At 54.5% G+C, this 12,374-nt stretch carries 11 protein-coding genes; 5 read left to right on the top strand and 6 right to left on the bottom strand.

Annotation, left to right across the window (positions count from 1 at the left end; all coding sequences use genetic code 11):
* Positions 1-305: 305 nt before the first annotated feature.
* Both ACZ1A1_RS24405 and ACZ1A1_RS24400 read right to left on the bottom strand, forming a co-directional pair.
* Complete coding sequence (locus ACZ1A1_RS24405) at positions 306-2,930, bottom strand: RNA-binding domain-containing protein (protein WP_463621984.1); 2,625 nt, start codon at positions 2,928-2,930, stop codon at positions 306-308.
* Between the two features lie 223 nt (positions 2,931-3,153).
* Positions 3,154-3,705, bottom strand: a complete 552-nt coding sequence (locus tag ACZ1A1_RS24400; protein ID WP_463621983.1) for a recombinase family protein — start codon at positions 3,703-3,705, stop codon at positions 3,154-3,156.
* A gap of 371 nt (positions 3,706-4,076) precedes the next feature.
* On the opposite strand from ACZ1A1_RS24400, the gene ACZ1A1_RS24395 reads away from it, so the two are divergent.
* From ACZ1A1_RS24395 to ACZ1A1_RS24380, 4 genes are all read left to right on the top strand, one after another.
* The gene (locus ACZ1A1_RS24395) at positions 4,077-6,005 is read left to right on the top strand and encodes a UvrD-helicase domain-containing protein (protein ID WP_463621982.1); all 1,929 of its coding nucleotides are present in this window, start codon (positions 4,077-4,079) and stop codon (positions 6,003-6,005) included.
* A 62-nt stretch (positions 6,006-6,067) separates the two neighbouring features.
* Positions 6,068-6,544, top strand: a complete 477-nt coding sequence (locus tag ACZ1A1_RS24390) for a TIR domain-containing protein (protein WP_463621981.1) — start codon at positions 6,068-6,070, stop codon at positions 6,542-6,544.
* 98 nt (positions 6,545-6,642) lie between these two features.
* Positions 6,643-8,010, top strand: a complete 1,368-nt coding sequence (locus ACZ1A1_RS24385) for an SIR2 family protein (RefSeq protein WP_463621980.1) — start codon at positions 6,643-6,645, stop codon at positions 8,008-8,010.
* A 170-nt stretch (positions 8,011-8,180) separates the two neighbouring features.
* Positions 8,181-9,293 (top strand): hypothetical protein, encoded by a 1,113-nt coding sequence (locus ACZ1A1_RS24380; protein WP_463621979.1) that lies wholly within the window; start codon positions 8,181-8,183, stop codon positions 9,291-9,293.
* A 158-nt stretch (positions 9,294-9,451) separates the two neighbouring features.
* Here the strand turns inward: ACZ1A1_RS24380 and ACZ1A1_RS24375 are convergent, their stop codons facing one another.
* The 3 genes from ACZ1A1_RS24375 to ACZ1A1_RS24365 all read right to left on the bottom strand — a co-directional run bounded on the left by ACZ1A1_RS24375 (position 9,452) and on the right by ACZ1A1_RS24365 (position 11,570).
* Positions 9,452-10,627, bottom strand: coding sequence for a hypothetical protein (locus tag ACZ1A1_RS24375; RefSeq protein WP_463621978.1), 1,176 nt, complete (start codon positions 10,625-10,627; stop codon positions 9,452-9,454).
* Positions 10,624-10,962: a hypothetical protein gene (locus tag ACZ1A1_RS24370; RefSeq protein ID WP_463621977.1), complete on the bottom strand. Its 339-nt coding sequence runs from the start codon at positions 10,960-10,962 to the stop codon at positions 10,624-10,626. Before ACZ1A1_RS24370 ends, ACZ1A1_RS24375 begins: the two co-directional genes overlap by 4 nt.
* Positions 10,963-11,051: 89 nt before the next feature.
* Positions 11,052-11,570, bottom strand: coding sequence for a DUF805 domain-containing protein (locus ACZ1A1_RS24365; protein WP_463621976.1), 519 nt, complete (start codon positions 11,568-11,570; stop codon positions 11,052-11,054).
* A 92-nt stretch (positions 11,571-11,662) separates the two neighbouring features.
* Here ACZ1A1_RS24365 and ACZ1A1_RS24360 point away from each other — a divergent pair, with 92 nt between their 5' ends.
* Positions 11,663-11,932 (top strand): helix-turn-helix domain-containing protein, encoded by a 270-nt coding sequence (locus tag ACZ1A1_RS24360; RefSeq protein WP_463621975.1) that lies wholly within the window; start codon positions 11,663-11,665, stop codon positions 11,930-11,932.
* Positions 11,933-11,988: 56 nt separating this feature from the next.
* Here the strand turns inward: ACZ1A1_RS24360 and ACZ1A1_RS24355 are convergent, their stop codons facing one another.
* Positions 11,989-12,366: a DUF3768 domain-containing protein gene (locus ACZ1A1_RS24355; protein ID WP_463621974.1), complete on the bottom strand. Its 378-nt coding sequence runs from the start codon at positions 12,364-12,366 to the stop codon at positions 11,989-11,991.
* Positions 12,367-12,374: the final 8 nt, after the last annotated feature.

The raw sequence follows: 12,374 nt of genomic DNA, 5'->3' as shown, positions 1-12,374 counted from the left end.
TTCCCTCATCATTATCAATTATTTACCGATTTATTCTGCTGTCGTAGCAACAGTATGGCAACAATCCTCGTGCAATTGCCCAGCTCGCGCTCAGAAATCGCTTTTACAAGCCTATTGCATAGGCAAGGCATGCAAAATGCCTAACTAATGCGCAGAGGAAGAAATACGACATGCGACGACTTGATGCGAAGATGTCCGGACGAGACCTACCGAAGCCACGACAGCCTGGATTAAGAAGAAAAGATACAAAACACTCTCCCCAAAAGGACAGTACTGAGGATCACACCACAGGCCGCAGTTGTGGATCACGCCATCGTGGCTCGTCGCCTATATTCGCGCGCAGCAGTCTGAGCGTGCTCTTTTGCGGCATCAGCGCGGGCCGCGATTGACCTCCAACTTTCACCTCCCCTAACGCAACTTTTTACCAAATGATCCAATCCTAGAACAAGGCGATCAAGGCGTGCGGAGGTATGAGAATCAGTCTTCTTTCTTCGCAACACAGCATTCGTCCAAGCTAGCGCAGCTGAGATCCCGCGCGCCGTAGTATCTTTGTGATGCACTTCATAGCGCCTGATACGTTCAACGGCGTCCCAAACATCAATCTTGTCGTCATCAAGAGGGGTATCGTTCGAGATACAATTTACATACGCGACACAAAGATCGGTTTTGAGGTTTTTCAGCGGCTCGACGTAGCCGTGTGCTCGTTGATTCACGAAAGCATCTCGAATAACCGTAGCGCCGCGAAGATAATACGCGGCGGCACTGGTCCAGCTTCCGGCACTCGCCTGATTGTTAGCTAGAGCTTGATCTGCCCTTGCTAAAATTAACGTGTCATTACCGTCCAAGCGTTCACGCTTTTCAAGCAACTGGGTGATGCCAAGCCAATCGTTAAGTATTTCCTTGGCTTTTATGCGCAACGACTGCATCTCCGGTCGTGAAGAGCCCAGTTCTGCCGCTCGTCGAAGCGCAGCGTCAGCTTTCTTTGCATCAACATTCGGTCCGCTCAGATACGCCCGACCAAGAAGGCACCAGACGTCAGCATTATGAGGAATCTTTTTACTCGCATACTCGGCAGCCTCAATAGCGAGCGGGTAGTCTCCTTCAGACCAGTATTTTACAACTCTTTGGAAAAGCTTAGCCGCTTCCAAATCACCTGAAGCGGAAGCGCGATTAAGCTTCGCACAATTTCCTTCTATCCGACGGGGATCGGAAATTTTTTTGCGCAGAATGTCGACCATTGCTTTGATTTCTGACGGCACAGAAATAACCGGATCGTCGCGAACAAACCCATCTGGTGGGGCGCTAATCGCCATCAAGTGGTAGTTGCGGAGCCCGCCAATATCATCTCTAACACTGGTCTTATTACTGTGAACTGCCTCCACGATTTGAGATACGGTGCACTCCTCAAGATGGATCGCGGCAAAAAGAATTCTAAGCTGACTGTCAGGTAGACTGTCAATCTCCCGTTCGAACGCGAATCGCCTAACCTCTTCACCTTCCGCGCCCTTGTATTGAGCTATAGCTCGTGACATCGGGTCGCCCATTACAAGGAGCCGCAATATTGCTGCAGCAAACAACGGCGACCCATTGCTCGCAACATGTAGACGTTTAATTTCTGATGGTCGGCTGGCTCCAGTAGAAAGCGGCGCACCAGTCGCCTTTGCCAAGCTTTCTATGTACTCGGAGAAATCCTCAAGCGGCAGGCCACTAATCTGCATTAATTGACCGGGCGCGGCCCCAAGATTCAATCTAGCAGTCAATAGAGCACGCGCACGTGTCGCACCGCTCGCGATAACTCGGTCGAATATTGTCGCTATGGTCCTGAATACATCGAACTGCTCCTCGCTGGCCAACGAATCGATGTCATCAACCACCAGTAGGCAAGGCCAACTCTTAACAGCAGCGATACAATCCTCGATTAACTCCTCTCGCGACGGGTCGTCGGGAATATCCTGCTCGGGAACCCCTAATTCACCGAGCAAAGCTTTGAGGAGAGTAATCAGGTCTGTAAAGCTTGCATGCGCAATTTCTACATAGCTTCCAACCAGCGCAGCATATGTGCGCTTTTTCGCCGTTAACCAGACGACTTTCTCAAGCCCCGATGGTGAATTTTTGGAAACGGCATCGCAAAAAGTCCACGCAAGAGATGTTTTTCCGACGCCACCGGACCCCGACAGGAGCTTAACAGCGGTATATCTGTCAACGAACCAGCTCCACAGTTGATCCAACTGCTCTTCCCGTCCAACAAATTCCAGAAGATGGGGATCTCTTGCGGGAAGGTTATTCTCAATATACTTCACATCAGAATTGAGCGCGGAAATACCGAATTTCTCTCTGTTAAATAACAGAGCAAAATCTGCGGCTGTACTCGCTCGTCTACACTCTTCCCGGGAGCGCATATAAATGTCGTTAGCACAGTAGGCCTTTTTCGATTGGGCGCTGACAGGCGCATCCTTTAGGAATTGAACAGGCTCGGCACTATCTGCTCGACGTGGTACATATATAATTCCAATATTACATTTACGCCCTTCCGAATAATAAGCAATATCGCGATACTTAATATCTATAGTTACTCTAGTAGCCCCAAAGACTTTCTTACATAAATCATTTACGTCGAAGCCCTGATTGTATCCACAAACAGTGAGATCTTCGTCCGCCACCCCTATAATCAAGTACCCCCCGTATGTATTGTAAAATGCCACGACGTCTTTGACTATACCACCCATCTTATAAGCGTATTCTACCTTTTGCTCACTAGACGGATTATCCCCTTGTCGCGGCAGGCAGGACTTGTAATCCCACAGGTAGTCCTCGTCATCGAGCGGCGTTCCATTCGGAAGAATTTCGTGTAAAACTCGCTCATCAACAGTGCCATCAGATATGTAATTTGTCAGAGTGCGGCGCCGTCCAAGAATATTGTCTTTCTGCATGAAATCCCCCAAAAGGCCACAATTTCTGTTTGAGGTAGTTTCGTCAAGCGCAATCTGGACGGTCTGCCTATATCACGCACTATCATACCGTGGACACAGCCTAGCTGACGCCGAGCCTGCACAACGCATAGCCCAGTATCTGGGTACCTCTCTGCTCGCGTCGGCGTCATAGAGGCAGAATGCCAAGGTTAGCCAGTCAGCGCGAAATGGCAGCACATTGCTGTCATCCGGAACTCGATGCAAGTATACGGTAGATCTGCATTCGCGAGCACGACGCTCTTGCGGCAATCGTCGTGACGCCTAGGCCTTGGCGATGCAGTTCCCGAACCATTGCGTGGTCGATGCGCTTGTGACCACCTTTGTAGACGCCAGCGGATTTTGCTCGTTCAATCCCCTCCTTTTGCCGCTCCTTTATGAAGCGGCGCTCCATCTGCGCGACCATGCCAAGGACCGTCAGAATGACGTGCCCCATCTCCCCTCGGGTGGACACATGAGGATCGAGCACCGTCACGAATGCGCCTCGCTCCTGGCACTCGTGCACAATGTTCAGAACGTCGCGCGTATCGCGTCCAAGACGGTCCAAGCGCGTTACGACCAGTTCGTCACCAAAGCGAAGGAATTCCAGAACTGTCGAGAGTTCGTTACGACCTTCGCGGCTTGCGCCCGACATTTTTTCTGACCGAATGATTTCGCAACCCTCGGCCCGAAGCCGGTCAAACTGTCCTTCCAAATCCTGATCGCCTGTGCTGACGCGAGCGTAGCCAATTCGTGCCATTGTGTAACCTCGACCTTTAGGCCCGAGGCTACCCTGTCACAAATAGCTGACGTCAACCCAGATGTGACGGCGGCGAACGTAACGCCAAAGCTGTCACGCGAGGGTATACCCTCGCGTGACCGTATACCTCACTATCACGAAGGAAGGACCTTTGACCGTTTGCGCTGTCATGTCGGCCATTCAAGCCGACCCGGTGCCTTCCTGAAAGCAGCCATCTTTCATACAGTCACCTCAATACTCTCGAGCACCTGCACTGCGTGAGAGAGCATTCAAAGTTGCGTTTCGATAATGACGATGCCGGCTGGGACTTGTTACATCGCACGTAGTGGTTGATAGTGGCCTAAATCAAATTCCCGTTGAGTACATGTGCCGTGCAACGCCCTTTCATTTCGAAGTCGTTCAAAGAACTGGAGGAGATCTTTCGGAAGGCCACGCGCGAAAAAGATCATGAATTCCTCACGCTTCTCGATCATGAGCTGACTTTCCGGCAGAAGAACCAAAAGACCCCGGCTCTCCGCAAGGAAGTCGCGCGCAGCCTTGCAAAAGCTGCGGCTCCTCAAGCTGATCTTTTCACTCCCGCTTCCCAAGCTTCGACCATTCGGTCGCAATCTGCAGATCGTCTCCCAACGAAGCATTCCCGACCCACAAGCAGTAAGAAATCCAAGTTTAAGCCGACCGACGAGCAGGAGGCGGCCCTTCAAGCGTTTCTCAGAGGTCACTCACTCAAGATCAACGCGTTTGCCGGATCCGGAAAGACCTCGACGCTTCAACTGCTCGCCACTGCCACCGGCCTTCGCGGCCAATATCTCGCATTCAACAAGAGCATTGTCGCCGACGCAGGGGAGAAGTTCCCGAATGCCGTCGACTGCTCTACATCTCATAGTCTTGCATTTCGCGCGGCACCCTCCGGCTACAAGCGGGATATTGGCAAGCTAACGAATAGGTGTACGGCGAAACAGCTCGTAGAAGTTCTCGACATTAAGCGCCGGCGGTTCGGTGACAAGTATGCGATCACGCCGGACTCTCAAGGATATCTTTATCTGGAGACCATACGGCGCTACGCCCAAAGCGCTGATGACGAGATCGGTCCCCAACACGTGCCGGCCCTCGGAGCGATCCGCGCGGCACCAGAGGAAGTTCGTGAAGAGATATCTAGCTTCGCGCTCGAAGGCGCGCGTCATGTATGGGCCCGAATGCTTTCCGAGCAAGATCCCCTACCCCTCGGTCACGATGGCTATCTCAAGCTCTGGGGTCTGTCGCGCCCGATTATTGCAGCCGATTACATCATGCTGGATGAGGCCCAGGACACGAACCCTGTCGTCCTTGACATTCTGCAACGGCAGCGCGCGCAGTTGATCTATGTGGGTGATCGATACCAGCAAATATACGAATGGCGAGGTGCGGTGAATGCGATGGAATCTATCGATACGCAAGCCAGCACGTACCTTACGACTTCGTTCCGCTTTGGTAATGCGATCGCTGACCTTGCAACAAAAATGCTGGTGAAGCTCGGGGAAAGCCAGCCTGTCAAAGGCAACCCAGATCTTCAGAGTAGGATCGGCACGACCAAGCCGTCTGCAGTTCTCGCGCGGACGAACGCCACGACCATCAGTGTCGTGATCGAAGCACTGGACGAAGGCCGTAAGCCACATCTCGTCGGCGATAAGTCCGAACTCATGGACATGTTGCGCGGCGTTCAGGCGCTCAAGGATGTGGAGCCATCGACATGTCCAGCCTTTTTCGGCTTCAAATCATGGAACGAAGTCGTTGAGTTTGCACGGACCGATGAAGGCGCTCACTTGGTCACTTTCGTGAACCTCGTCGAAAAACGCGGCGAGAAGCAATTGATGTGGGCGCTAAACAGGACGGTGGACGAGGAGAAGGCTGACCTTGTGATTTCCACCGGACACAAGTCAAAGGGCCGTGAATGGAGATCGGTCCGGCTCATGGATGACTTCCTACGCAGCAGTCCGGGAGACAAGAACGGTGGCGGGCCGGACCCTGCGGAAATGCGTCTCCTATATGTTGCACTAACACGCGCCAAAGAATCATTGGAGGTGCCATCTTCAATCATGGACTTTATCGAGCGGGGGATCACGCCACAGAGAGAACGGGTCGACATTAATCGAACTTCAACGACCCAGCCAGCTATCCAGCCGAGGCAGGCTGAGCTACCTCGTTCCTCACCTCCAGTGGGTTCTGCGGGCTCCGCGCTGCCTCGCTCGCCGTCAGCGGCCGCGGAGACGGCTATAGCGAAACCACGCGGTGGGGGCATCATTGGCTGGCTGTTCGGCAGGTAGGCATGTTCCTGAGGATTCGGCGGATGCACCCAAATGATTCGTGAATATTAGGAGAGCACCATTTGGCGCGTAAAGTATTTTTTAGTTTTCACTACGACCGCGATGTCTTTCGCGTAATGCAAGTCCGAAATTCGTGGATCGCCCGCGCGAAGGGCGAGGCTCCCCCCTTTTATGACAAGGCCGACTTTGAGACGGTCAAACGCCGTGCCGGAGGCATTAGAAACTGGATCGAAGAGCAGCTCGCCGGAACCTCCGTCACTGTCGTACTCTACGGATATGAAACTCATACCCGTGAGTGGGTCAGTTACGAGATCGAGCGTAGCTACAAGCTTGGGAAAGGCCTTCTTGCGATTGACATTCATAATATCAAAGATCCCCGAACGGGCTCCGATTTCCAAGGCAGAAACCCCTTGTCGAATTTCAGGCTTGACGGTTCACCGTTGAACTTCCGGTATCAGGATTACGACTGGGTGAACGATAATGGCTATGCCAACATAAGCTCGTGGATTGAGAGAGCAGCTCGCGCTGCTGGGAGATAGAAGTGCCCGCCGCCGCTGCCACAACCCGATTTCTGCGAGAATTCCCCGAATCCTTACATGATGGTACTGGCGCAATATTCGTAGGTGCCGGGGTATCGATGGCAGCGGGCTATCCATCGTGGTCAGAACTCCTGACGGACATTGGCGCAGAGATCGGCGTTAATTCACGCGACATCCTGGACCTTGCGGCTCTGGCGCAATGGCATATTAGAGAGACTGGCGCCGCAACGGGTGTTCGCAATGTCATCAGGAGGGAAATCGCACTTGAACGCTCACTTCCCGATGTCGTTCGAACACTCGCTAGGCTCCCCATTCGACACATTTGGACGACTAACTATGACCGTCTGATTGAGCGCGCGTTCTCTGAGATCGGGAGACCATTGGCTCCCGTGTCGAACGGAAGCGACCTCTCCCTCAAGACGACGCCCGGCGCGACGCGGCTCTATAAAATGCACGGCACGGTCGACCGGCTCGACGATATCGTAATCTCCACTGACGACTACGAACTCTATCGCACCAAACGCAGGGCATTTCTCCCGCTACTCGAGGCTCACCTCAGCAGCATGTCCATGCTATTCATCGGGCTTAGCCTGACAGACCCCAACATACGTCATGTCTTGTCCCTCATTCGGGAAAGCTTCACGGATGCGCCGCCGGAACATTTCGCGATCCTGAAACCACCGAAGCCGAACGAGTTCAAGTCGGATAGCGAGTTCAAGGCACGCTTGGCACAACACAATCTCTGGGCAAAGGATCTGAGACGCTATGGGCTCGTCGCCGTCGAGGTAGATGACTATGACGAGGTTCCCGAGTTACTTCGTGAAGTGGAACGACGCGTAGCATCGAAGCGTGTGCTGGTAAGTGGCAGTTGGCCGCTGGATGCCGGGCTTGACCACACTGCTCGCGTGTATGGCATTGCCGAGGCGCTCGGCAGGATGATCGGGGACAACGACCGAGACCTCGTGACGGGAACTGGCTTACTGGTGGGGCCCGCCGTTGTCTCCGGCTTCATGGCTGCACTGCGGACTCGAGGTGTCTGGGATATTGATCGGAGGCTTGTTGTCCGCCCCTTCCCTCAACCGCTCCCTGATATGGCAGCGAATAAAGCACAGTGGACTGCCCTTCGTTCTGAAATGGCCCGCATGTCCGGAGTGAGCATTTTCCTCGGCGGCTTGAAAACGGATTCGCATTCGGTAGCGCCCATTGCTGCCAGCGGTGTATGGGAGGAGTTCGAGCTTGCTCAAGCAGCAGGCTCTTTTATACTACCGATTGGAGCCTTCGGTGGAACCGCCGAGCAAATCGCCCGGAGGCTGATCGGATCGAGCGCGCCATTCTCTGGTCCACGTCCAGTTCGACCCTCGGACGACGAAATCAATTCGCTTCTGGCCTCTTCAGCAACGGACGCAGGCCTATTGGCCAAGGTCCAGAGCATTTTCGAAAAACTAAAGATCACTTCACAGACGTAAATAGATGGTGTGGAACTACAGTATTAACACGCCGGGACCTCGCATCTGTTTACGAAGTGTCTGCGGTAAGCTCGGTGCCGGCATTCTCAGGCTTGAGCTCTTAAAAGAGCGAATCCACACTTGCGCCTGCTTCAACGAAAATCATTCACCCGCTTGAACAGAGGCTAAGTATGGAGGCTCGTCAAAACCCGATCATGGATGGCCAACCATTGCGTTGGATTCCTCGTTTCGACGATGGCCAAAGCTTTTACTTGTATTTTTCGGGAGGAATTCGGGCCGGACTTATCCAAGATGAAAGATGGGCGCTCGAACCGATCCTGACACAGGGGCGGCCAGCGTCGTTCGGCAACTACTCCAAATCTGACATCTGGACGATGGCACATGCCCTTCGCGTCACACCAATAGCTTTTCAGAACTCCGGGTGGAACAACGGTTCCTATTTCAGCAAATGGGTTCCCATCATACCGGGGCAATCTAACCACATGATCGGTGCGGCAGACTTGTGGCGAAACATCTCAAGCCGTATCGGTGACGAGCGACACGGTCCTCGGCTGGATGCGTTAACGAACGCAGGTCATGACGAAGTCACTGGCGTCATTGACGACCAGCAACCCGACGAACGTCTGGCGCAGTTTATCGCGTTAAGCCTTAGAGGGATGGATATCAGTGTCCAAGAGGTTGCTGCCTTCTATTACGAGCACCTTGTCGATCTTATGGCGACAGGTCGATTGAATAACGAACGCATTGCCGGGACGCTGGATCAGGCACTGAACACGCATGTCCACTCCTTCTTCATGCATGCCGGGGCAGCGCGGGACTATTTGGGGTCGCTCATCGCGTTGAGAATTGGTGAGGACACAGCCAAGGTCGACTCATTCAAATTGCTTTGTAAGAAGCTCAGAGCTCGCCACTTAGATGCTGACCCAATACTTACTGAGTTGCTTAGGCGTGGCCTAATCAAGGAATCCAGACAGAAGGGGCAATGGGAGACAGGTGGCTGGATGTGGGAACTCACCGACCTTAGAAACACGTTCACTCACAGACGTCCGTATGGAAGTCGCTTCGCCGAACAATCCGGTGTAGCTATCCCTCTCTCCCCTAGTGGTCAGTTCTACCGCTACAGAAGGCCCTTCCAAACCGAAGCAGGCGAAGACATTCTCGATCTCATCGTTAGGCAGTACCACCGCGTAATCGAGCTATTTCATAGTCTTGCAAAGATTTCTGGGTTCGATAGCGAAATGACTGTCGTTACAGATGATGATGTAATCGAGGCGCGAATCTGAGACGGTTGGCTATATCTCAAATATAAGTCATGTTTCCAGCCACCGGAGATGTCGTTATTGATATTGCATCTCAGATCATAAATCTTTCGGGGGGGAATGAAAACGTGCCTAAGCTTCATATTCAACCTTTTGGTTTTACATGGGCCGTGCGACGGAAGTCACTCCGGCCTAGCCTTTTCCGTCGCATTGTTTTTGGAATGGCAGGTGACGAACTGCGTAAACACTTCACGAGCGGAAGAAACGTCAATCACATACTTGGCCTTGCCAACCACCGAGATGTTGAGCGTAGCGCCCTGTGAAAGCTCGTCAACGAGCTTTGCCGATGGCAGCTCGAATCCAAGCCATCCGAAGTAGTCGCTTACCTCACCTTCAACGGCATGGGCTTTCAATGAATCCACGCGCCACAATGTCTTCGCGCGCTGGAGGTCAAGTCCCTCGATGTAGGCGACGACATCCTGACCGGGAGAAGCCAGAAATCCGATGCTTACATCACCTTTCTTTGTCTCCACGACACAGATCTCGCCCCAATCTTCCTCTTGGACACTGAAGCCCCAGCGTTCTGCTGCGGCACCGTCGGAGGAGCGGTTAGGTTCGGCCGTCATTTTATCTCTTCCCGCGGCGATATCCTCAGCAACGCCGGCGGAACCTACTTCGTTGAACCTTTTCACAATGTCATAGTCACTCTTCCGAACGATGGAGGCGTCATCCTGCTTGTCGCCAAAGGGGGACGTGCCTTCAGCCTCTGACGCGCTGCCGAAGATCGTCGGTCCCAACTGGTTCAGCGCTGCTTGGCATTCGCGCGAAGCCGTGCTGACCTGATGGGCCTGGAACGGGTCTATGTTGGAAACTGACCAAGGCTTCTCGTTGCCTTGGAACACCACCTGTAGGGCGAAGGGCTTTCGGTCGCTGAAAATTGATCCGACGACGCTGCCGAACAGAAACCATCCCTCGCTGGGAGCCTTGGGATCGAACACGGAGTAAAGCGTGCTTTCATTGATGGCTTCCGCGGTGAATCTCGAGCCGATGGCGCCGACGACGAAACCAAAGTCCGTCTTGTCGCCGACTGGCAATTTCCATCCGTCCTTCTGAACGCGCACGGCGATTCCGATTTTATCGACGCCCTGCAGGGGCATCTCTATCGAGACCTGTTTGGACGACCATGAGGTCGTTCGGATCGCGCAATACGGTGCCTCACCCGTGGAAGCATAGGTATCGACGAGAGCGACTTGCCACTGCGGACTGCTGTGGAAAACCTGATCAGCGGCAATGGCGGCGTTGCCATGGAGCGTAGCGACGCTACATGCGGCAACCAGCAGCCAGCTTATCCTTGTCATGCCGTCACCTTCTTCTTTTTGGCCGAACGCCACGTGAAGAATGCCATCACGGCCATGGCAAGGGCAACAAAGCCCCACACCTTCAGGTCGGGGAATTCTGCAGCTCCAGCAAAGGCGATGAGGCCGGCGAGCGCAAAGGTGATGGTGGAGACGATCGGCAGGCCGAAGGCGAAGGCGCCGCCGATGAACATCAGCAGGCCGGCCAGAATACCGAGCGATCCGGCGTCACCCGTAGCCGTGTCGCCCAGCATGTGCGAGGCCGTTCCAACGGTGCAGGACTGCAGCAGCACCAAGACTCCGAGCATGATGCCGATAATACCGATAGCGATCTTCATGTTTGTACTTTCCTTGATGTCGTGTTGATGATGGTTGCGCTGGCTGGTTCCATGGTCGAGCCGTGGCGCTGTTTATCGAGGTCGGAGTGTTAGGTCCGGCTGGCGGTGATGGTGTCGGCCTTCATCTGCCGAAACTCGCTCTCCGAAATGGCCCCGGACGCGCGCAGGGCTGCAAGACGTTCAAGCTGATCGAGGTTGAGGGTGCCTGCCGCCGTGTTCGTCTGCCTGTGGGCCGCTGCGGCCGGCTGCGCAACGTTGCCGACAGGTTTCGAATCGAAACGGTTCAGGCCGGGCGTGGAAGGCTGGCAAAAGAATACCAATTGGAGCAACTGTCCGCCCGGAATCACGCCGATCAGCACCCACCACCCTGTCCGGTCGATATCGTGCAGGCGGCGAACGGCTGCGGCGAGCCATGGAATATAATGCGGGACCATCCAAAGGGTGGCGATGGGCATCAGCCCATCTTTGTCATAGCCAAGGGCCAGATCGACCATCACGGCAAGAATGCCGACACCTGTGGCGATCAGTGTGAAATACCAGAACTCCGCGCGGCTGGTCCTGCCGCTGAAATCGAAATAGCGGCGCATGGCGTCAACGTAGGCGTTCATTCTGATTGGCTTCCTGTTCGTGTCGGGGTTGAGTAATAGGAGACTGACAGTCCGTCGATTGTCAAGCATCTGATGTGGCTCATGTGTCCGCCATGGACACGCGCAGCATCATCGGCTGGAACCTTCGCCGCCTTCGGGTCGAAAAGGGCCTTTCGCAGGAAAGGCTGGCGCTGGAGGCTGGCATCGACCGGGCCTATGTCGGCCGCGTCGAGCGCGGCTCGGAGAACGTCACGGTCTCGACCTTGGAGGCCTTTGCGAATGTCCTGGGCGTGCGGGTATCGGCGCTGTTTCGGGATATCGATCCGAACGAGGGCGTCCCTGCAAAACTGAAGGCCGGCCGGAAACCCAAGACCCTGAATTGAAGAAGCCCGCAACGAGGCGGGCTTGCTGGGGTGGAAGGCTGAGGGAACGGGCGTCATCAATATTCGCCCGTCTGCATGATGGTCATGACGCGAACGGTGAAGGCGGGGTCGGCCGGATCGGGTGAGGCGTAGCGAAGATCGAGGTCGTAATAGTCGATCTTCCAGAAGTACCGCACATCCTTGTAGGCCAGCGCACCGAAGTCGTGCTCACCATAGGGATCGTCTTCGGGGTTGAAGCAGTCGAACTCCCGCACCGCATGAAACAGGCCGCACCGGTCGTCGGGCGAAAGAAGCATGACGCCGCGCGTGGCGACGACATGGCCGCTGACGAAGGTGCGGCGGAAGGTGTCGTTGAGCCGGCGTATCGTGTCGGCCCGGCTGAGCCGTTCCCGCCCGGTTTCCAGTGCAAGGGGGATGATGTCGGAAAATTGCATCGCCCGCC

The organism is Shinella sp. R2-11, assembly GCF_055330205.1.
This window is presented reverse-complemented; position numbering and strand designations above follow the sequence as displayed.

Excerpts from the sequence above, each read along its gene's own strand:
- ACZ1A1_RS24405 (WP_463621984.1), bottom strand. The coding sequence starts at position 2,930 with ATGCAGAAAGACAATATTCTTGGACGGCGCCGCACTCTGACAAATTAC.
- ACZ1A1_RS24400 (WP_463621983.1), bottom strand. The coding sequence starts at position 3,705 with ATGGCACGAATTGGCTACGCTCGCGTCAGCACAGGCGATCAGGATTTG.
- ACZ1A1_RS24385 (WP_463621980.1), top strand. The coding sequence starts at position 6,643 with ATGGCAGCGGGCTATCCATCGTGGTCAGAACTCCTGACGGACATTGGC.
- ACZ1A1_RS24380 (WP_463621979.1), top strand. The coding sequence starts at position 8,181 with ATGGAGGCTCGTCAAAACCCGATCATGGATGGCCAACCATTGCGTTGG.
- ACZ1A1_RS24375 (WP_463621978.1), bottom strand. The coding sequence starts at position 10,627 with ATGACAAGGATAAGCTGGCTGCTGGTTGCCGCATGTAGCGTCGCTACG.
- ACZ1A1_RS24370 (WP_463621977.1), bottom strand. The coding sequence starts at position 10,962 with ATGAAGATCGCTATCGGTATTATCGGCATCATGCTCGGAGTCTTGGTG.
- ACZ1A1_RS24365 (WP_463621976.1), bottom strand. The coding sequence starts at position 11,570 with ATGAACGCCTACGTTGACGCCATGCGCCGCTATTTCGATTTCAGCGGC.
- ACZ1A1_RS24360 (WP_463621975.1), top strand. The coding sequence starts at position 11,663 with ATGGACACGCGCAGCATCATCGGCTGGAACCTTCGCCGCCTTCGGGTC.
- ACZ1A1_RS24355 (WP_463621974.1), bottom strand. The coding sequence starts at position 12,366 with ATGCAATTTTCCGACATCATCCCCCTTGCACTGGAAACCGGGCGGGAA.